Origin of the sequence: Mesorhizobium sp. M0062, from assembly GCF_040323125.1 — a bacterium.
In the GTDB taxonomy this organism is placed as follows: domain Bacteria; phylum Pseudomonadota; class Alphaproteobacteria; order Rhizobiales; family Rhizobiaceae; genus Mesorhizobium.
Genome location: NZ_JAMYUO010000008.1, coordinates 137,404 through 156,933, shown reverse-complemented (window position 1 = coordinate 156,933; position 19,530 = coordinate 137,404). Strand labels below are relative to the sequence as shown.

The 19,530-nt window shown below is 58.6% G+C and carries 24 protein-coding genes; 7 read left to right on the top strand and 17 right to left on the bottom strand.

Annotation, left to right across the window (positions count from 1 at the left end; translation table 11 throughout):
* Window positions 1-66: 66 nt before the first annotated feature.
* The 5 genes from cyoD to NKJ64_RS12645 all read right to left on the bottom strand — a co-directional run bounded on the left by cyoD (window position 67) and on the right by NKJ64_RS12645 (window position 5,212).
* On the bottom strand, window positions 67-477 hold the full coding sequence (cyoD, locus tag NKJ64_RS12665; RefSeq protein ID WP_023687822.1) for a cytochrome o ubiquinol oxidase subunit IV: 411 nt from the start codon (window positions 475-477) through the stop codon (window positions 67-69).
* Window positions 474-1,160: a cytochrome (ubi)quinol oxidase subunit III gene (locus tag NKJ64_RS12660; RefSeq protein WP_023681134.1), complete on the bottom strand. Its 687-nt coding sequence runs from the start codon at window positions 1,158-1,160 to the stop codon at window positions 474-476. Before NKJ64_RS12660 ends, cyoD begins: the two co-directional genes overlap by 4 nt.
* The gene (gene cyoB / locus NKJ64_RS12655; protein WP_352462732.1) at window positions 1,157-3,157 is read right to left on the bottom strand and encodes a cytochrome o ubiquinol oxidase subunit I; all 2,001 of its coding nucleotides are present in this window, start codon (window positions 3,155-3,157) and stop codon (window positions 1,157-1,159) included. The genes NKJ64_RS12660 and cyoB overlap by 4 nt, the downstream gene beginning before the upstream one ends.
* 2 nt (window positions 3,158-3,159) lie before the next feature.
* Window positions 3,160-4,125: a ubiquinol oxidase subunit II gene (cyoA, locus tag NKJ64_RS12650; RefSeq protein WP_081730986.1), complete on the bottom strand. Its 966-nt coding sequence runs from the start codon at window positions 4,123-4,125 to the stop codon at window positions 3,160-3,162.
* Between the two features lie 196 nt (window positions 4,126-4,321).
* Entirely contained in the window at window positions 4,322-5,212 is an 891-nt protein-coding gene (locus NKJ64_RS12645; protein ID WP_023741832.1) for an MBL fold metallo-hydrolase, read from the bottom strand.
* Between the two features lie 300 nt (window positions 5,213-5,512).
* Between NKJ64_RS12645 and NKJ64_RS12640 the strand changes: the two genes are divergently transcribed.
* Window positions 5,513-6,670, top strand: a complete 1,158-nt coding sequence (locus NKJ64_RS12640; RefSeq protein ID WP_352462675.1) for a glycoside hydrolase family 1 protein — start codon at window positions 5,513-5,515, stop codon at window positions 6,668-6,670.
* Window positions 6,671-6,739: 69 nt separating this feature from the next.
* On the opposite strand, the gene NKJ64_RS12635 is transcribed toward NKJ64_RS12640, so the two are convergent.
* Genes NKJ64_RS12635 through NKJ64_RS12625 form a run of 3 tightly spaced genes read right to left on the bottom strand, consistent with a single transcriptional unit; the run spans window position 6,740 to window position 9,626 of the window.
* A complete protein-coding gene (locus NKJ64_RS12635; protein WP_023687824.1) occupies window positions 6,740-7,261 on the bottom strand; it encodes a ferritin-like domain-containing protein in 522 nt (173 codons plus the stop codon).
* Between the two features lie 47 nt (window positions 7,262-7,308).
* On the bottom strand, window positions 7,309-8,451 hold the full coding sequence (glf, locus tag NKJ64_RS12630; protein ID WP_023668033.1) for a UDP-galactopyranose mutase: 1,143 nt from the start codon (window positions 8,449-8,451) through the stop codon (window positions 7,309-7,311).
* A gap of 2 nt (window positions 8,452-8,453) precedes the next feature.
* Window positions 8,454-9,626 carry a glycosyltransferase family protein gene (locus NKJ64_RS12625; RefSeq protein ID WP_352462673.1) on the bottom strand — a complete coding sequence of 391 codons (1,173 nt, stop codon included), beginning with the start codon at window positions 9,624-9,626 and terminating at the stop codon, window positions 8,454-8,456.
* Window positions 9,627-9,978: 352 nt separating this feature from the next.
* Here NKJ64_RS12625 and NKJ64_RS12620 point away from each other — a divergent pair, with 352 nt between their 5' ends.
* Entirely contained in the window at window positions 9,979-10,896 is a 918-nt protein-coding gene (locus NKJ64_RS12620; protein WP_023700021.1) for a glycoside hydrolase family protein, read from the top strand.
* A 258-nt stretch (window positions 10,897-11,154) separates the two neighbouring features.
* Here NKJ64_RS12620 and NKJ64_RS12615 read toward each other — a convergent pair whose 3' ends face one another.
* Window positions 11,155-11,457 carry a hypothetical protein gene (locus NKJ64_RS12615; RefSeq protein WP_155929678.1) on the bottom strand — a complete coding sequence of 101 codons (303 nt, stop codon included), beginning with the start codon at window positions 11,455-11,457 and terminating at the stop codon, window positions 11,155-11,157.
* Window positions 11,458-11,474: 17 nt separating this feature from the next.
* On the opposite strand from NKJ64_RS12615, the gene NKJ64_RS12610 reads away from it, so the two are divergent.
* Both NKJ64_RS12610 and NKJ64_RS12605 read left to right on the top strand, forming a co-directional pair.
* Complete coding sequence (locus NKJ64_RS12610) at window positions 11,475-11,984, top strand: pyridoxamine 5'-phosphate oxidase family protein (protein ID WP_023739555.1); 510 nt, start codon at window positions 11,475-11,477, stop codon at window positions 11,982-11,984.
* A gap of 40 nt (window positions 11,985-12,024) precedes the next feature.
* A complete protein-coding gene (locus NKJ64_RS12605) occupies window positions 12,025-12,624 on the top strand; it encodes a cupin (RefSeq protein WP_352462671.1) in 600 nt (199 codons plus the stop codon).
* Window positions 12,625-12,724: 100 nt separating this feature from the next.
* On the opposite strand, the gene NKJ64_RS12600 is transcribed toward NKJ64_RS12605, so the two are convergent.
* From NKJ64_RS12600 to NKJ64_RS12575, 6 genes are all read right to left on the bottom strand, one after another.
* Complete coding sequence (locus NKJ64_RS12600) at window positions 12,725-13,021, bottom strand: SemiSWEET family sugar transporter (protein WP_023687830.1); 297 nt, start codon at window positions 13,019-13,021, stop codon at window positions 12,725-12,727.
* Window positions 13,022-13,036: 15 nt separating this feature from the next.
* Window positions 13,037-13,600, bottom strand: a complete 564-nt coding sequence (locus NKJ64_RS12595; RefSeq protein ID WP_027048655.1) for a hypothetical protein — start codon at window positions 13,598-13,600, stop codon at window positions 13,037-13,039.
* A gap of 116 nt (window positions 13,601-13,716) precedes the next feature.
* A complete protein-coding gene (xth, locus tag NKJ64_RS12590; RefSeq protein ID WP_023700027.1) occupies window positions 13,717-14,493 on the bottom strand; it encodes an exodeoxyribonuclease III in 777 nt (258 codons plus the stop codon).
* A 68-nt stretch (window positions 14,494-14,561) separates the two neighbouring features.
* Window positions 14,562-14,774: a hypothetical protein gene (locus tag NKJ64_RS12585; protein WP_245259911.1), complete on the bottom strand. Its 213-nt coding sequence runs from the start codon at window positions 14,772-14,774 to the stop codon at window positions 14,562-14,564.
* Complete coding sequence (locus tag NKJ64_RS12580; RefSeq protein ID WP_352462669.1) at window positions 14,771-14,926, bottom strand: hypothetical protein; 156 nt, start codon at window positions 14,924-14,926, stop codon at window positions 14,771-14,773. The genes NKJ64_RS12585 and NKJ64_RS12580 overlap by 4 nt, the downstream gene beginning before the upstream one ends.
* A gap of 63 nt (window positions 14,927-14,989) precedes the next feature.
* Window positions 14,990-15,517: a YciE/YciF ferroxidase family protein gene (locus tag NKJ64_RS12575; RefSeq protein WP_023704627.1), complete on the bottom strand. Its 528-nt coding sequence runs from the start codon at window positions 15,515-15,517 to the stop codon at window positions 14,990-14,992.
* A gap of 423 nt (window positions 15,518-15,940) precedes the next feature.
* On the opposite strand from NKJ64_RS12575, the gene NKJ64_RS12570 reads away from it, so the two are divergent.
* Complete coding sequence (locus NKJ64_RS12570) at window positions 15,941-17,341, top strand: phospholipase D family protein (protein ID WP_352462668.1); 1,401 nt, start codon at window positions 15,941-15,943, stop codon at window positions 17,339-17,341.
* Window positions 17,342-17,432: 91 nt separating this feature from the next.
* Here the strand turns inward: NKJ64_RS12570 and NKJ64_RS12565 are convergent, their stop codons facing one another.
* Entirely contained in the window at window positions 17,433-17,729 is a 297-nt protein-coding gene (locus NKJ64_RS12565; protein WP_023668045.1) for a hypothetical protein, read from the bottom strand.
* A gap of 73 nt (window positions 17,730-17,802) precedes the next feature.
* On the bottom strand, window positions 17,803-18,795 hold the full coding sequence (locus tag NKJ64_RS12560) for a YihY/virulence factor BrkB family protein (RefSeq protein WP_023700031.1): 993 nt from the start codon (window positions 18,793-18,795) through the stop codon (window positions 17,803-17,805).
* A gap of 192 nt (window positions 18,796-18,987) precedes the next feature.
* Between NKJ64_RS12560 and NKJ64_RS12555 the strand changes: the two genes are divergently transcribed.
* Window positions 18,988-19,212, top strand: a complete 225-nt coding sequence (locus NKJ64_RS12555) for a hypothetical protein (protein WP_155921617.1) — start codon at window positions 18,988-18,990, stop codon at window positions 19,210-19,212.
* The gene (locus NKJ64_RS12550) at window positions 19,209-19,502 is read left to right on the top strand and encodes a hypothetical protein (protein WP_352462667.1); all 294 of its coding nucleotides are present in this window, start codon (window positions 19,209-19,211) and stop codon (window positions 19,500-19,502) included. The genes NKJ64_RS12555 and NKJ64_RS12550 overlap by 4 nt, the downstream gene beginning before the upstream one ends.
* Window positions 19,503-19,530 lie beyond the last annotated feature (28 nt).

The window sequence follows — 19,530 nt, the reverse complement described above, 5'->3', positions numbered from 1 at the left end:
TTTGTCTCCTGGGGCCATCGGTGCGAATGGTGCACTGTGGGCGGCCGTGCGTTCGCAGGGCAGCGTTCAAGGCATGGTTCCGGTTTGATGGGGTGTCATGGCAGCCATGTTTTCATTCAGGTGGGCCATGATCCAGATAGAGCCCAGAACCACCAGCGCGACGATCAGCACGCCGAAGGCCAGGGCCAGGATGTTGTTGGTGTTGTCCGGCCCGGTGGTCAGGTGCAGAAAGAAGACAAGATGCACGCCCATCTGCGCAACAGCGAGCACCACCAGGGCCGAGATGACCGCGGGCTGGTAAATCAGATCGGTTCGCGCCGCCAGGAATGATGCGATCGTGAGCAGGATGGCCAGCCCGAAGCCGAGCACATAGCCCGAGAGGCCCCCAGCCGTTTCGTGCTCGCTTATGTGTTCCTCGCCCGGCGCTGAATCGCGGCGGTCCTGCAACTCGCCGGTCTTGCTCTCGAACTCGGTCATGACGATGCTCCCAGCAGATAGACCAGGGTGAAGATGGCAACCCAGATGATGTCGAGGGCGTGCCAGAAGAGCCCGAAGCAGTGGAGCCGCCGCAAGATGTCGGGCCGAAAGCCCTTGACCCACAGCTGCGCCATCATCGTTCCCAGCCAGAGCAGGCCGAGACCGACGTGGGCACCGTGGCAGCCAACGAGCGCAAAGAAGGCAGAAAGAAATGCGCTGCGCGAGGGGCCTGCCTGCTCGCCGATCATTGCCGCGAACTCCTGTAGTTCCAGGAACAGGAACGCTGCCCCGAGCAACCCCGTGACGAGAAGCCAGAACTGCGTGGCAGCCATTGATCTGCGACGGGTGGCGAGTGTTGCCACGCCGCCGGTGAAGCTCGAAGTGAGCAGAAGGCCCGTCTGGACCGCAACCCGTGTCGGTTCGAACAGATCCTTGCCTGTCGGTCCGCCGGCGGTTGCCTTGGCGAGCACGGCGTAGGCGGCGAAAAATGCCGAGAACATGATGATGTCGGACAGGAGAAAGATCCAGAAGCCGTAGGTCACCGTGACGAACTTTGAGGCCGGGCCGCCTTCTCCGTGGCCCGTCGCAGAGCGCACCGCATGCCGACCGGTGTGATTAAGCCGATACGGGTCCCGTGCCTGGGTGCCGGCGCTGATGTCGCCGGAGAATGCGTGATCGCTCATGCCGGGCGCTCCCACCCGCGCAGCCGGGCAAACTGGGCTGCCTTGTGGTCATGGTCGATGCGGGCGACCTCGTCGACAGGGATCTCGTAGTCTCCATGATCGCGCCAGGCGAATACGACGAAGGTTGCGTATGCGCCGATGAAACCGACGATCGCCAGCCACCATATATGCCAGATCAGCGCGAAGCCGATCAGTGTGCTGAAGAAGGCGGTGACGAAGCCAGTCGGGCTGTTGCGAGGCATCTCGATCGGCTCATATGCCTTTTCCTCGTCCGAGCTCTGTTCGATCCCTCGTTGCTTGATGCTCCAGTAGGGCTCTTCGTCTTCCACGTGAGGCAGCCGTGCATAATTGAAGACAGGAGGAGGAGAAGATGTCGACCACTCCAGCGAACGCCCGTCCCACGGGTCGCCGGTTTCGTCGCGAAACTTGTCGCGATGCCGGACCGAAACGAAAAGCTGTGTGATCTGCAGCGCCGCGCCGGCGATCATCACCACCACGCCGAAAGCGGCCACCACCAGCCACGGTGCCCAAAGGTCCATATCGATATGTTGCAGGCGCCGCGTCATGCCGAGCAGACCGACAATATAGAGCGGTACGAAGACCAGCATGTAGCCGGCCAAGGTGACCCAAAATGCCGCCTTTCCCCAGCCTTCGTGCAAACGGAAGCCGAACGCCTTGGGGAACCAGTAGGTGAAGCCGGCGAATGCTCCAAACAACACGCCGGAGATGATGACGTTATGGAAATGCGCGACGAGGAAAAGGGAATTGTGTAGCACGAAGTCGGCCGGCGGGACGGCAAGCAGGACGCCAGTCATGCCGCCGACGGTGAAGGTGGTCACGAAAGCCAGTGCCCAAAGCATCGGCGTGTCGAAACGAACGCGCCCGCCATACATGGTGAAGAGCCAGTTGTAGATTTTCACACCGGTTCCCACGGCAATGACCGACGTGGCGATGCCGAAGGCGGCATTAACGTCCGCTCCGGCACCCATGGTGAAGAAGTGATGCAGCCAGACCATGAACGAGACGATGCAGATGAACATCGTGGCCGCGACCATCGAACGGTATCCGAACAGCGGCTTCGATGAAAAAGTCGAGAAAATCTCGGAAAAGATTCCGAAGGCGGGAAGCACCAGGATGTATACTTCGGGATGGCCCCACGCCCAGATCAGGTTGACGAACATCATCTGATTTCCACCGGCTTCGTTGGTGAAGAAGTGGAAGCCGAGATACCGGTCCAGCGTCAGCATTGCGAGCGTGGCGGTAAGGATCGGGAAGGCTGCGACAATGAGCAGGTTGGACGCGAGCGAGGTCCAGCAGAACATCGGCATTCGCAGATAGCCCATTCCCGGCGCCCGCATCTTGAGGATAGTCGTCACCAGGTTGACACCGGTGAGCAGCGTGCCGACGCCGGAGATCTGGATCGCCCACAGATAATAATCGACACCGACGCCCGGCGAGTAGGTGGTTTCCGACAAAGGGGCATAGGGCAGCCAGCCGGTGCGCGCGAACTCGCCGATCACAAGCGAGATGTTGACCAGCAGGGCTCCGGAAGCCGTCAGCCAGAAACTGACGCAATTGAGCGTCGGAAAAGCGACATCGCGTACGCCAAGCTGCAGCGGCACGACGAAATTCATCAGGCCAATCATGAACGGCATCGCGGCGAAGAAGATCATGATCGTGCCGTGCGCGGAAAAGATCTGGTCGTAATGCTCCGGCGGGAGGTAGCCCGGCCCGTGAATCGCCAGCACCTGTTGTGTGCGCATCATGATAGCATCGATAAAACCACGAAGAAGCATGAGCATCGCCAGCACAATGTACATCACGCCGATGCGCTTGTGGTCGACCGAGCTTATCCACTCGCTCCACAGATATGGCCAGTACCCCTTCACCGTTATCCAGCCAAGCACGGCGGCTGCTGCCAGAAAGACGCCAAGGGCTGCGCCGAGGGGGATGGGTTGATCGAAAGGAACGGCCGACCAGTCGAGCTTGCCCAGCATCGTCATTCTGCGCCTTGTGGATGATGGGTCATCGTTGCCGCCGCCGCGGGTAATGCCCTTGGGCTCACCTGTGGCTCGCCGCTGGCTGCGCTCTCAGCAGGCCCCGGACCCGGTGGGAGCGTCTGCTGAACGACCGCTTCGAACAGCCCAGGCTGGACATGACCGAAGGAAGCCGGCGCCACATTTGTGCTTTGCCGGGCGAGTTCGCGATAGGCGTTGGCGTTGAGCACGCCGCCCCCGCCACGCAGCGATGACGCCCAGCGGGTGAAGGCATCGGCTGAAACCGCGCTCACACTGAAATTCATATCCGAGAAGCCGTCGCCGCTGAAGTGCGCCGACTGGCCGAAAAAGCTGCCCTCGCGGTCGGCCTGCAGATGCAATTCGGTCTGCATGCCGTTCATGACGTAGACCATGCTGCCAAGCTGGGGCACGAAGAACGTGTTCATCACGCTGGCCGAGGTCAACTTGAAACGCACTGGAACACCGGCGGGGATAACCAGTTGATTGATAGCGCCCACGCCCTGCTCGGGATAGAGGAACAGCCATTTCCAGTCGAGCGCCACCACCTGAATGTCGAGCGGCGGCTGGCTAGAAGGGATCGGTTTGCGCGGATCGAGCTGATACGATCCGTAGTAGATCAGACCGCCAATGAACAGGATGGTGAGCGTCGGGATCGACCAGACGATCAACTCCACGCGTCCCGAATAGGTGAACTCCGGGTTATAGCGGGCGTTGCTGTTCGAGGCGCGGAACTTCCAGGCGAATGCCAGAAGTGCAACAAGCGTGGGAACAACGATCACCAGCATCACCGCCAGCGAGTTCAAAAGGATCGTGCGATTACCGACACCAATTGGTCCTTGGGGATCGAGCACTCCCCCCGCGCAACCGGGCAAGAATGCGCCTCCGACGATCCAGAGCAGTTGGCGTGTCAACTTAGGGCTGGATGGCAAGAACACCGGCTCTGCAATCTCTCTTTGCGGGAACGCGGGCTAGAGGCATGCGTTCGTCGGGTTTCCATCTGAGCCTCCCCATGGCGCGGAACCTCGCGGCACTTCGCAGGGTGTCGCCACCTGAGCGAGTGCCCCAACTGTCGCCGGCCGGGTTTGTTCCGCTGGACCGAGTTACTCTGTCCGATGGTCCCGCGTTGGCCAATCCACCATAATTTCAGAACGATGGCGGCTCGATTGGCCTAGCTATCGGCGACGCTGGCTCGCGCACGAATTTCAATTTCGGCGGGACGGCGAATACCCTGAATCGCTCAGCCAGGTTATCGAGAGCCTGCCGCATGCCCACTCCCGCAGCAGCCGCACCGTGTCCACTGATGACCATCTGGGGGCCCAAGGCAGCCAGATGCTTCACGGACCTTTCCGCTGCATCCCAGTCTGGCGTGAAATAGCGCGGCGGACCGTGCATCTCGAGATCCTGAATGGCGACTTCATAGACCGACTCCTGACCGGTGGTGATGAAAGCGTCTCCTACGATGAGCGAGCGGTCTTGCTCGCGCCAGAGCGAGATATGCCCAGGGGCATGTCCGGGTGTGTGCAGCCATTGCCATCCGGGCATTCCGGGGATCGATCCATCGGCGGGCAAGGGTTCCAAACGGCTGCCAAGATCGATTGGCCCGCGTGGAAAAAGCGGTGAAAGCAGCGCCATCAGTCCACCCCCAACCCAGGGATCCGGTGGCGGATAGGATGTGGTTCCGTCCAAATAGGGGTGCTCGAGTGGATGGGCGAAGACAGGCACGTCCCAGCCATTTGCGAGTTCTAGAACCGTTCCCACATGGTCGAAATGGCCATGGGTCAGGATGATTGCAGCCGGCCGTGCGTTGACGCCGAACCGCTTTTCCGCGACCGCTAGAATGCTGCTGCGAGAGGTCGGCAACCCGGTATCGATCAGCACCCAGTTCCGATCTCCGCTGCCCGGTGCGCCGAAGAACACGACATTGACGATTGCTAGCCGCAAGTAACCCAGGTCCGGTGCTATGCTCCAAGCGCCGTCGCCACGATCCTCGCGCCTGGCGTGGTCGATCTCGGAAAGTCGAATCTGAACGGTCATGTGATCCCATGCCTCTGTTGTTGCTGAGCAGCCGCTCGAGTGGATGACGGCGGCTGTACATCGCCCCGAACTTGGGACGGGCCTCCTTGTTCCTCATTTGCCACGCGGCTCCCGGACAGTTCACCACCGGAACAAAGGCTCTACCAATGGGTTCGGCACTACCCGGCCAGGCAAGGACGAGCTGGACTGAGCAACGAACATGGGGTGCGCCCGACTGAATTCGGTATTTCGCCAACGCGGTTCCCGGTCCGGACAAGGCGGCCGAGTTCGAAGCCGATTGCCCAAAGGAGACTTCGAAAAATGAGCGAAGTGGGACGCCAGACGGAGGCCTCGGTTCCGGAAGCTTCGCGCTTCGCCAGTTTTTTCATGGCAGGCTTTGAATGCTCCTCGCACCGTCGCAAGGACGGCGTTCGCCTCGATCTTATTCGTGCGACCTCGCATAATTTGCATGCCCTGGGCGACTACCGCGGTTGCGCCGAACTCGGCCTTCGCACGATCCGCGACGGCCTGCGTTGGCATTTGATCGAAACCGCTCCCGGAACCTATGACTGGTCAAGTTGGGCGCCAATGGTCGAGGCAGCCCGATCGGCAGGTGTTCAGGTAATCTGGGACATCTTTCACTACGGATCTCCGGACCATGTCGATCAGGGCTCGCTGCATTTCATCGACGCCTATGCCTCGTTCGCGGCAGAAGCCGTCAAGGTACACCGTTCCATCACCGGAACATCGCCTCTGTTGTGTCCCATCAACGAAATCTCCTTTTTCGCATGGGCTGTCGAGGTCGGCTATTTCCCGCGCGTGGGGCCGAACAAACGTGGATGGTTCAAGCGGCACCTCGTGAAGGCCGCCATCGCGGGTGTTCGTGCAATGCGGGAGATCGATCCCGCCTGCAGATTTGTCTGGGCCGAGCCGCTTATCCATATCGCCCCTCGTGACCGGACCCGCAGCGAACGGCGCCGGGCCGAAAACGCCCGACAGGGGCAGTTCGAAGCTTACGACATGTTGCTGGGTCGCGTCGAACCTGAGTTGGGCGGGAGCGAAGATGTTGTCGACGTCGTGGGCTTGAATTTTTACCCGCACAATCAATGGTACGTAAACGGGCCGACGATTCCGATGGGACACCACGAGTACCGCGCCCTGTCGGAAATGTTGCTAGAAGTTGCTCACCGCTACCGTAAGCCGATGTTCATCGCGGAGACCGGTTCCGAGGGATCCGGCGGGCCGGCTTGGCTCCACTATGTCTGCGACGAGGTGCGTTCCGCAATCAGTCTCGGAGCGCCGATCGAGGGTATTTGCCTGTACCCGATAACGGCCTACCCGGGCTGGGACAATTCGCGACATGCCGAGGTCGGTTTATTTTCCGTCATCCAGGCTGATGGCAGGCGACACCTGCGCAAACCCACAGCAGATGAACTGGCCCGTCAGCAAGCTCTTCTCGTGGCGGACACGACGCCTTGAAGAGGCCTCAAACGAGGGAGGGGCGGGCGAGCGTCTGTTTCGAAACGCCGCCCGCGCCGGTGCGGTGCATCAGCTTTTTGCAGTCGCCCCGGCCTCGCGCAACCTGGCATACCGCATGGTAACGTCGCTCAGATTTTCCTTGAGCCAGTTGGCCATGGCTTCCTCTTCGTTCAGGTTCTGCTTGAGGGCCCTTTCAGCATCCTGGAAGCCCCCGGCGTCGGCCAGTACCAGCAGCGAATTGTAGGCAGCAATCTCGTAGTTCTCGAATGCGAAATTCGCCAGGCTGTTCTTGATGATCTCGTCGCCGGCCATCGAATGTCCAATGGCGGCCACGCTGCCAACCATCGACAAGGCGGTGTCCTTGAGGGTGGAGTGCTCCTCGCCAAGGCCCTCCAGGACGGACTCGAGTCTCGTGATCTGGCCTTCGGTTTCCTGAATGTGCCGGCGCAAGCGATCGGCCACCTCCGGATAGTTCTCTATACGCTCGACCTGAGGCTTCATGATCGACAGCGCTTGATTTTCCATGGCGTGCGCGTTGCGCAAGCCGACGATAAATATCTCACGGCTTTCCGAGTTGAAGTTTGTATCCATCGAGTTTCTCCTTCTGATACCCGCCCGATCTTCCGTCTTGAAAGAAACTATCTTCTCGGCTCGGCCAACAACGGCTCGTCCGTGCGCGCCCAGGCCGGGAGGCTTTTTTGGATGCGCGAGAAAGTGGCCAGAGCCTGTCCGACTACCTGGTCCATGTTGTAATAGCGGTAAGTTGCAAGCCGACCGACAAACCAGACGTCTGGGCAGCTTGCCGCGAGCGCTTCATAGCGCTTGTAGAGCACTTCGTTTTCGGGCCGGGGCACGGGATAGTACGGGTCCCCGATGTCCGTGGGGTATTCGTAGGTCAGGCTGGTCCGCGAACTCTGCTGGCCGGTCAGATGTTTGTACTCGGTAATGCGCGTGTAATCTTCTGTCTGGGGATAATTGACCACGGCAACCGGCTGAAATTGCTCGCAATCCAGTGTAACGTGCTCGAAACGAAGCGAACGGTACGGAAGGTGCCCGAGCTGCCAGCCGAAATATTCATCGATCGGGCCGGTATAAACCATGCGCCTGAACGGTATCTTCTCACGAATTTCACGGAAGTCGGTCTGCAGCATGATCTTGATGTTCGGATGATCGAGCATGCGTTCGAACATCCGCGTGTACCCGCCGGCCGGCATTTTCTGGAAGCTGTCGCTGAAATAGCGGTCGTCACGGTTGGTCCTGGTCGGCACTCGTGCCGTCACGGATTTGCTCAGCTGACTGGGATCGACGCCCCATTGCTTTCTTGTGTAGCCGCGGAAGAATTTTTCATAGAGCTCGCGCCCCACGGTGCTGACGACGACGTCCTCAGCCGTTCGGACGTCCTCCACCGTTTCGCGTCGCGACGCGAAGAAATCCTCCAGCTGTGCCGAGGTCAGGTCTAGCCCGTAAAGCCGGTTGATGGTGTCGAGATTGATCGGGATGGGAACCAGTTGCCCGTCCACGGCCGCCAACACCCTGTGCTCGTACGGCCGCCATTGCGTGAACTGGGAAAGGTGGTCCACGATCGTTTGGCTGTTGGTGTGGAAGATGTGCGGGCCGTAGCGATGAATGAGGATGCCGGCTTCATTGTAGCAGTCGTAGGCGTTGCCTCCCACATGGCTGCGGCGATCGATCAGCAAAACGCTTTCCTGACGCTGCGACGCTATCCTTTCGGCAAGCACACTGCCGGCGAAACCCGCGCCGACGATCAGCCAATCGAACATGGCTATGCACTCCTGCGAAGGGGCACGACCTTCTTGCGTTGATAGGCGCGCTCAATGTGAGCTGCCATGGCATTCCATGTCCGTTCCCAGGACATGTCCGCAAGGTAGGCATCGACTTGCTGCAGGAGCATCTGACGCGGTCGCGAAAGAACGGAGCGCAGCTTGATTTCCAGATCGTCACAGTCGGCGATTTCCACCAGCCCGGCAGCACCGTAACTGCGCACCACGTCGACGATTGCCGTCGAGATCACCGGCAGACCCGCCGCGAGAAATTCCGGCGTCTTGGTCGGGCTGATGAAACGCGTCGCCTCGTTGAGGGCAAACGGCATCCATCCGGCGTCCCAATGGCGCAGATAGTCGGGCAGATCGCAGTAGGCTTTCGGGCCAAGCCAATGAAGGTTTTCGGCTTGCGGCAGGCTTGCAGGGTCGATCTTGACAACCGGACCGAGCATGACGAAATGCACGTCCGGCATTGTCTTTGCCGCTAGCGCCACGAGATCGACGTCCAGCCGCTCGTCGATGACGCCGAAATATCCAACCCTCGGGGAAGGAATGCCCGCCTGGTCGGCTGGGTCCCTTCCTGGCCGTCTTGCGGTGTGAAAGTGCCTCACATCGATGCTGCTCGGAAATGGAAAGATGGCGGGATGGAGGTGACGCTTGGTCTCGAACAAGCTTAGACCACCGGTGAAAACCAGATCCGCGCGACGCAGAAGCGCCTTTTCCATCTGGCCCAGCTCGGGGGGCGCATTCCTGAACGCAGAGAGTTCGTCCATGCAGTCATAGACGCATATGTCTGGGTCGAGGAATTCCGTAAAGCGAAGAGCCATTGGGGTGTAGTACCAGGCGATCAGCCGGCTATGCGGCATAGAAGCGATGGTCTGCTGCACAAATCTCCGCTGGACGGCATCTGCTTTCGCGGCCGACGTGCCAAGCGGCAGCACTGGTGTGACAATCAGAATGTTTTCCGATCCCACGCTCGTCCGCATCAGCGGCTGCGGCAATTCTTCGAAAACGGGTTCTTCAAAGTAGACCACTCTCTGCTGAGCGGATGCGAGAGTGAGGAGATGCTGCGGACGCTGGTGAACAAAATTCCATCGTAAGTGGGAGAAGCAAACCAGTATATTTTCGCGACGAACATATTGACTGCCGGTTACCCCGCCAAAGGCCGCTTCCATTGACATACTCCCTCTGTGACACTATTTATGTTACGATTAACATTTGTTAATCGCGAATGGAGAGAACTACTTAGTTCCAGCTCCTAACTTTCGATCAGGTGAGTTGTTCCAACTGAAATGAAGAAGGCCCGGTCGCCCGCTTGGTCCACGCACGAGGCGGGATCTGGTTGCGGAGGTAAGGGCGGCTGTCGGAACCCGGCCGCCACTGAGAGCGTGTTGAACGCGGAATGCTGGTGGACAGCGGCATTGCCGTATTTGCGTTGAACTCGTTGGCTATAGAATGTGCCTAACATCAATGATTCGCCTGTATCTCTGCGCGTCTCCGACTGCCGAGGCGAATTCCGGGGCTGACATGAACATCAACTTTGAAACCAACGTTTTTCCACTGTTTCATCCGCAAAGCGTGGATGATCTCAAGGACCCGTGTCCTGTCTTCGATGGCCGTGTCTGGCACGTCTTCGGGTCAAGCGGCACGGTCACCACCGAGACGTGGAGAATCTTGCATGCCACGGCGCCCGATCTTTATGGGCCGTGGGCCGAGCATGAGCCGATCGAACTTCCAATCAACGGTACTGGTGTTGCGGCTCCCGGTGTGACCCACGAGTGCGGCGTCTTCCACATGTTCATCCAGACAGAATTCATGAAGTCGGGTGGCCGTTGCGAGCATGCGGTTTCCAACGACGGGTTCCATTGGGTAGTCCTCAGTCCGGCCATTCTGGCCATCCCGGACACGGAAGAGGACGGCATTTACGATCCGCATCCAGCAGTCATTGGAGGTGGGCGCTACCTGGTTTATTCGGCTATGCCAAAATTCACGAGGGTGCCTCAGCCCGACATCTATCTGGCACGTAGCCAGTCCGACTCGTGGTTCGGTCCGTGGAAGCGGATCGGCAAAATCCTCGACCACAACGATGTTCCCCACCATAACACCAGAGATGATCCCGACTACGAATGGGGCATTGAGGGCGCGCAACTGATTGAGCTGCCGGACGGCCGGGTGCTTCTCAACGCCACTTGCTTTCTTCCGAATGGCCTTCGGGGAAACCGGCAACGGGTGTTTTTTGCCATCGCCGACGAGGTCAGCGGGCCTTACGTTTCGATCGGCCCGGTGTTGGAGCCAGGTCAACCGGGCGAGAACGGCCACTCGACGGTGATGATCGATGGCAGTCAGCTTTCACTGTTCTACCAGAGCCGGGTTGCCACAACCGATCACCGATGGCGCTATGGTTTAGCCAGATGCGACGTCGCTCTCTTTTCAAAGGTCGCGTGATTTCCAGGCTGCCATTAGCGCCTTGAGGCCGATGCGCGTCATGCAACTCCTGAGGGTTGAAGGTGATCCGCGTCAGTGACGGTAGCAAAGTGTCATCGCGACACAGACGGATCGACGGATTGCCGCGATTGCACCTGGGGGGGGCAAGTCGGGAAGGCTGGCCTTGACTCTGTGGCTTTAGCGAAATGATTCAGCCCGTTCGTCAATTGTCTCGGTGCATTGATGACACCGCCAGATGCCCTGCCAATGAGCTCATAGCTATTTCTTCGGTCCCTTGACAGGGAATGTCGCGTCGCCGTCTTTTTTGCCGGAGATCACCCGCGGATCGGCGCTGGCGACGCCATCGCTTCCGCCGCCCTTGTGGTCCTTTTCCGACTGACCCTTTGCGTCCTGCTCGGGTGTCCGTTTTGATGTTCGAAGCGTCTTGTCCGCCATCATGGCCTCGCGTTTGCCATCCAAACTTCCGGCAATTTCGAAAGTTCCACCGCCGCTTAGCAGGTCGAAGGAACCAGTGAGTTGGAACGTCGTGGCGGGACGTGAGTTGTCAGCAAGGATATTCACCCGCAGGAGGACATCTTATGGCTAACCGCCGAGAGCAGCAGACGGACCTCACGCCCGCCGAGGCAACAGACCGCATCTGGGAACTCGCCGAAAACATCGACGTCTGCATGTTCGTGACCTGGGACGGCGAGTACAATCGAGCCCGTCCGCTATCTGCGCGTGTGGTCCGTGAGGAAAACGCCATATACTTCCTCGTCAATGACGACAGCGCCAAGAGCAAGCAGCTGTCGACCTATCCAAAGGTCACATTGGCCTGGAGTGACAACAGCCACTACAAATACGTCACGATGTCAGGCCCGGCCACAGTGACAAATGACAGGGAAAAGATCGCCGAGCTCTGGGAGAAAACTGACTCAGCCTGGTGGGATAATGCCGATGATCCCGAGATTCGTCTGATAACGGTGAAACCCGAGGAAGGCGAATTGTGGGACAGCCCGGGGCTAATGATGGCTACCGCAACGATGGTGTTTGCGGCCGTTACCGGCGCCAAGCCGAATGTGGGCGACAACGCAAAGGTCGAGCTCTGAGCGAGCGGCTAAACTAACCTCTGCTTTAGAGGCAGCGTCGATGAGCATTTTGGAAACCAGCAAGAAAGTGATCGAGAACGTCACCGGTTTCGCAAGACCGCGCAAGCAAGCTGTCGCCGGATTTGTGAGGCAGCGAAAGTCGAATGAGTTCTGGTTCAAGGATGATGGACTTGTACCCAATAATCCAGCATGGCCGCTCGTCGTTTATCGAGGCGCCGTCGAATTGCCCGAAGGACTTGATCCAGCAGCCGTCATGGAGGTGCTTTTCGATGCAAACGGATGGGACGATAGCTGGCGAAACGGCATCTATGATTACGTTCACTATCATTCGCAAATACACGAGGTTCTGGGCATTGCCCGCGGAAATGCTGAAGTCCGGTTTGGGGGCAAGAAAGGACGAACGCTGTCGCTGAAGGCTGGCGACGTCGCGGTCCTCCCGGCAGGCACCGGGCACCAATGCCTCTCGGCATCCGATGATTTTTTGGTTGTCGGCGCGTATCCTCCGTTTGGGACTTATGACGAATGTAGGAGCAAGGATCAGCATAGCGATGCGCTCGCAACCATCCCCAAGGTGGGGCGTCCGCGCAAGGATCCTGCATATGGTAGCCAAGGTCCGCTTCTGAAAAGTTGGAAGCTCTAATGCATGTCGCTCAAAAGTGGCTCCGGTTTTGAGACGACGAGATGCATAAAACAAAGACCCAAAGCGCGCGTTTTCTGAGTCCGTTCAAACGCGACGCGCTTTAGTCGTCGGGGTCGAAAGCCTTGGCAACTGCGTCTTTCTCAGCCTGCGGCAGGACTGTCATTGTGAGAATGAAGGCTGACAGCAGGAGACAGACGCCATTCGTGATTATGATCGGCCACTCTGCCTTCATGATGCCGAAGGCCAGCCACAAGGCGAAGCCCAACACAGTGATGGCATACATCGGTGCGGAGATGCCGCTTGTCTCTCGTGTCCTGATGATTTTCCAGGCTTGCGGGGTGAAACTGCTCATCGAGCAGACGGTCGCGAGATAGCCGATGAGCGTGACTGTCTGCATTGAAGCGGCCCTGACCTACGTCGCAGATACGCGCTTGAGATCAGATACGCGGACCACGCCGTGCTGGCTGACAAAGGTCAGGGTGGAGTCCGTGCTCTGGCTCTGCGAAACACCGGATATGCGATGGTCGCCTGTGTCATAAATCTCCATCTTTCCATGATCGTCGATGACCAGGCGGCTTTGCTCAGGAAACGCTGCGTAGCGCATATTGTTTTGAGAACCAGCGGCAGATGGGCTCCCAAACTCCTCAGGCCACCATGAGCCGGCGTGGGCCATAGCTGCAGAACGATAGCTCGTGTCGTCGCGTTGTGGCTTGGCGGGATGATCGCGCAGGTAGGCCGAGAGCTCCGCCGCGATAGTGTTGAGCTTCGCCTTGAGGCTGTCATCGAACATGTCGCCGACCATCGTCATGCCGGAGGACCATTGTGACATTCCTCCGAAGTCGACGTGGCTGAACTGGGCCATGGTTCCACCACCACGCCGCAACGCCTCAAGGACAGCCATGACAGCGCCATCAGTGACGCCATGCTGGCGTGCAAGGCGCGCAATCAGTTCAGCTTCCTTTTGAGTGTTTGTCATCATTGCGTCCTTTGAATCGCTTGGCGCCGGCAGTCCTCATTGTTGGCGATAGACATGCGGCCAAATCTAATCACGAAGGAGCGCCACCAGGTCTTCAGGCTCCTTGCCGAGGAAGTTCAATCAAGTTCTATCCAGGCTGGCGCATGATCGCTCGGCTTGTCCCATGCACGCGTTTCGGCATCTACTCCGGCATTCTTCAGGCGATCCAATAGGGATGAACTCAGCAAGAGATGGTCCATCCGGAGCCCGGAACTCCGATCGTACCCGCCGCGGTAGGAGAAGTTCCAATAGGTGTAAATTCCCTTTTCTGGATGAATGCGACGGACGGCATCGATCCAGCCCTGAGCAAGCATTTCGGCGTACGCGCTCCGGCTCTCGGGGAAGTAAACGGCATCGCCAACCCAGCGCCCCGGCACCGCCGCGTCGATCGAGCCTGGAACGACGTTATAGTCGCCGCACAGGATGGTCGGTGAGCTATCGCCGAGCAGCACCTGGCCATAGGTGATCAAACGTTGGAACCAGCGAAGTTTGTAGTCGAACTTCGGCCCCGGCGCTGGATTGCCATTGGGCAAATACAGGCAGCCGACAACAAGCCCATTCACATCTGCCTCGATGTAGCGGCTGTGCGAATCGTCGGGATCGCCCGGCAGACCTCGACGACGTTCCAGCGGCTCAATCCCGCGAGCGAGGATTGCCACGCCATTGTAGGACTTCTGTCCGTGCCAGATTGCGCCATAGCCGGCGTTTCTAATCGCATCGACGGGATATTTTTCGTCAGAGGTCTTCAGTTCTTGAAGGCAGACGATGTCATAGCCGGTTTCGCCAAGCCACTTGAGAAGCACTGGCAGTCGGCCGTTGACGCCATTGACGTTGAAGGTTGCGATGCGGGTCATCTCGACGATTTAACGTCTTTGCGCCGCTTCGATGCGACATAGGGTCGGTAGCCAAATCTTGCCTTTTGTCATCGTCCATCTGCATTTTTGCTCGAAGCATTGGTGCTTTGACCGGAAGCAGCGGATGTCTTTGCATCTTTGGAATGCGCGGCAATCGCCGGACCCGCGCCGGTAGCTTTACGCATATCGCCGCTCCCCTTGCCGTCAGTCGATTTCTTGCTCAACAGTCCTGAGAAATATTTTCCAAAGAAGCCCATCCGACTCTCCATCTTGGCGCTCATTCGGCGCCTTTGCGGGCCCTGAACTCATCTCTGCGCTGTTCTCGCAACTGCCGAGGATCGCTGCGCGAACCACCAAGGGCGCGGCGCCTGACCAGCGCGGCCGAACACTCAAGCAGGAAACATTCCAGTCCTTTGCAGATATGCGTGACCATGTCCTTCATCTCCCGCGACCGCCTCGGCACATGGGTCGCCGAGGCGGTTGGGTAGGCGATCAATCAAGCCGCTTTCCGTTCTGCCGCTCGTTCGTTGACGCCGGCTTCACCGAGGGCAGTCAGCGCCTCGTCGGTGGCCTTCTCCTCCTCAAGTGTCGCATTGAGGAGCGCAACCACGTCATCCTTGCCGAGCGTCGTAGCCCAGGCAATCAGGGTTCCATACCTGGCAATCTCATAGTGCTCCACGGCTTGCGCGGCACCGACGAGCCCTGCATCGAGCGAAGTCGAACCCTTGTACTCCTGAAGGATTTCAGATCCTTCCTCCAGGATGCCGTCGATCGCCGGGCAGGTTTTGCCGCGCGCGGCCGCGCCGAGAATCTCGAAGACCTCCTCCAGACGTTCGACCTGCCCCTCGGTTTCAGCGAGGTGCTTCTCGAATGCCGCCGCAACTTGCTGTTCGGATGCGCCTTTGGCCATCTTCGGCAAGGCTTTCAGAATTTTCTTCTCGGCATAGTAGATGTCTTTGAGGCCATCGAGGAAAAGGTCCTCCAGGTCCTTGTTGTTGCCATTGGCTTTCTTGGCAGTGGGCATTGTGCCGTCTCCTCTGTTGAAAATTGCCCGTCGCGAGCATTTTCTTAACTCGGAAACCCGAACCCGGTTCCGGGATAATGGAGATATCTAAATTTAAAGGGTCCTGCGCTTCACTGAGAACAACGACCACGTCATTCTCGTCGAAGAGCCGCGGCGGGGCGCACGCCATCGGGCTCCCGCCAACGGTCGTGCGGTCTGAGGGCCTGGGACTGCAGGAGACGCAAGTACCGCAGCGGCAGCAGAGCAGTCGGGGCAACGCCTCTCAAGCCTCCTGACCGCTCTGCAGCCGCTTGATTGCTGGCCCTGCTTGCATCCAGGAATTGGGTGATTGGACGCTGCGTATGCAACCAGAATACCTCAGAATGGTTCTAGCTATGATTTGAGCGGGATGGCAGCGAGCGCCGTCCAAAGGTGGCAATTTTTATGGACGTATCACTTTCGCGAACCGCAGACGACAACATCAAAACCGGCAAGAGCGGCTTGCTGCTTGTCTCGGACAATTATGACGCTTTCGCTCTGCGCGTGCTGGCCGCAAGGAGCGCTGAGCGCAGCCTCGACCTGATGTACTACCTTTGGCATGATGATCACACCGGCCGCTTGCTGCTTCGCGAGGTTTTTCGAGCTGCTGAGCGCGGTGTTCGGGTGCGCATGCTCCTTGACGACGTCAATCCGCGTAAAAATGATGCGGCATATCTGGCGCTGAACAACCATCCAAACATCGAATTGAAGTTGTTCAATCCGAGCGGTATCAGGCGCGGCCGGATCATGCGTGGTGTGGAAGTGCTGTTGCGGCTCTTTGCATTGACGCGACGGATGCACAACAAGGCTTGGATCGTCGACGACAAATTTGCCATTGTCGGCGGTCGGAATGTTGGCGATGCCTATTTCGATGCGGCAGAAACCAATTTCCGGGACCTCGATCTGCTGCTCCTGGGGCCTGCGGTACGGCAAACCGCGGCGATATTCGATGCCTTCTGGGCTTGCAATGAAGCCAAGCCAATCAAAACCCTGGGATCAGTGGCTGAGCATGAGCACGCCAAATGGCTTGAAGGAAGCGATACCGGCCCCGATCCCAAATTCCTGAACGGCATCGGCAACCGGGGCTCGATCACAGAGTTTATTGCGGCCAGCAACGACGTTCATTGGGTGGATGGCGTGCGGGTCATTTCCGATCCGCCGGAGAAGGTTCGTGGTTGGAGACGTCGCAGCTGGCTTATGAAAGAGCTGCGTCCGATCATCCAATCCACGCGCGGGTGTCTGGAAATTGTGTCGCCCTATTTCATCCCCGGCAAAAGGGGCACAGCGATCTTGCTGGACCTTGTCGGCGCCGGTGTTGACGTTTCGGTTCTGACCAACTCCCTGGCCGCTACCGACGTGGCCGCAGTCCATGGCGCTTACGCAAACTATCGCAAGCGGCTGCTGAGGAATGGCGTCAAAATTTTCGAGCTTCAGCCGTTCAACCGGCGCTCGGCAATCTCGGTGTTTGGCTCGAAGGGCGCCAGTCTGCATACGAAAGCTTTCACCGTCGACGACAATATCGGCTTCGTCGGTTCCTTCAATTTCGATCCACGGTCAGTGTCCTTGAACTCGGAAATGGGCGTGCTGTTTGAGGATCCGAAATTGGTCGCCGAGCTGCGGCATCGATTCCAATCGGAAATATCTCCGGAAACAAGCTATCGGCTCGAACTGAAGCACAATGTTCTGCATTGGCATGGATGCGGCGAAGGCAAGATTCAGGACTATACGCATGAACCAGAAGCCGGATTTTTTCGCCGTATCCTGGCGGTCTTCGTCCGTCACCTCCCGATCGAATCTCAGCTCTAGCATCTGATGATGGCCGAGGACCTCGCGATCTCAGCGAATTGCCCTGCCGGGGATCGCGTGAGCGAAACGTGAAACCCTGATCTACCACGGGTCAGCCAGACCGCATCACACCCGGTTCTTCGACAACCGCGTCGCCAATCCCATGCTGTCCGGCGTCCGGATCACTCGGCAACACGTCGGAAAAATTGACTGTGGCGACCAGGTATCCGGCTTCATCGTAGACCTTGATAGTCGATCCCGATTGCTTGGTTCCTGACCCAGGATCCGCCGCCACCGCTACGCGCGCCATCTCTATTGCTCTCGGACTGGCCATCTCCGCACTCGCTAGCTCTTCCTCGAGAGCGGTAGTCTGGCCGGATACTGTCGTCTCAAAGCGGAATTTTGGCATGGGCAACCTCCTGTTCCTATGCAATTCCGGTGTCCGGGTTGCGTTCCAAAGAAACAGAATTGGTGGGACGCAGCTAAGATCGCCGCGATGGCCAGACCCGTGTCGCCACGAAGGTCAGCAAACCCGTGATCACAATCCAGGCCTGCACCTCGCGTTGGATGGTTGGTCCAAGGTTCGATGTCTGTCGCGACGGGCTCTCTGCCTCCACTATCGGTTGAAGGTCGGACCGACTGCCGAGACGGACGGAATAGGCCCGCGTGAACTCGGCGCCGAGCAGGAATATCTCAGACGAATAGTAAACCCAAAGCAGCACGACCAGCAGTGCACCCGCCGCGCCATAGGAGGATGCAATCGCGCTGGTTCCGATATACCAGCCAATCAGCGACTTGCCGATGGTGAAGAGCAAAGCGGTCACTGCCGCGCCAATTGCGACATCGCGCCAAGCGAGCGACCGGTCCGGCAGGATCTTGAAGATCGCGGCAAACAGAGCGGAAATCAGCACGAATGATACAATGCCGTTTATCGACGCGAGAATGATCGTGCCGAACGGCAGATGGGCGTTGATGACAGCGCCAAGCGCGGAAATGGCGGCACTCGCCGCCAACGACACAAGCAGTAGAAATCCCAACGCTGCAACCAGACCCAGGCTGGCCGCCCGCGCCCGCACCAATCGCGACACAGACATGGGTGGTGGGTCAATCTTCCAGATTGTGTTGAGCGAAAGCTGCATTTCGCCAAACACCCCGGAGGCTGTCACGAAGAGGGTGACGATGCCCACCAAGGTGGCAACAGTGCCGGCGGTTCTGTGAGAAGCGCTTTCGATGGTGCTGCGCAGAAGGTCGCCGGTTTGCGATCCCATCACGCCTGCGATTTCGGCCGACAGAGCGAGTTGAGCTGCTTCATGCCCAAAGACAAGTCCAGCAATCGCAACAACGATCAACAAGATCGGGGCCAGGGACGTAACGGCATAGAACGCCATCGCCGCACCGTGGCTGAGGGCATTGTCGTTGATGAATCCGAGGATGCTCTCCTTGCCAAGAACCCAGGCTTCGCGTGCCACCCGCATGGGGAATTCCTTTTGCCTCAACGAGCAACCTAGTGCTGTCGGCAACGAAAGCGAGACCTGCCGCCAGTGCGCGAGGCGCGATGCCGAGACACGCCCGCTTGTCTCTGCACGAACGGCCAGAAATGTTCCATGCGGCGCCGGAACTCGCCGGGCTCGTAGTGGTTATCGGTCATCCGATTGGAGTGATCAAAAATGCCTGATAATGAAAACCGTCGCGAGACCGGCGCAACGAAGTACCCGGCTAGAACAGGTCCTGATCCTTCGGATGCGTTCTCTCAGGATGCGGCCGGCAACAAGAAACCCAAGAGTGGGGTCGGTCTGACGCGGCCAGTCAATGAGGTGGATGACAAGACGCACCAATCCGATGGCCAGAACGCCCCGGCGAGGCCGGGCGGCGGAAACACGGTCAAGCCATGAACGTTGCCAATCTTCAGCTTGAAGGGTTGATGATGGCGGTCGCGTCAATCAACAACCTGCTCGTTCACAAAGGTCTGCTGTCAATTGACGAGATCGATACCGCCCTGCGAAAGGCAGAGGCGTCCATGACAGGTGACGAGCGGATCTACGAAGACATGTCACCGGCCAACCGTGACGCGATCTGCTTCCCGATCCGGCTTCTGCAGATCGCAAACAACGCGCAAGGCGAACTGGACATCCCACCATTTTCAGAGCTTGCAAAAATGGTTGGGCAAACCAAGGAACCTTAACGTCAGCGGTGACGACACCTGTAGTCTC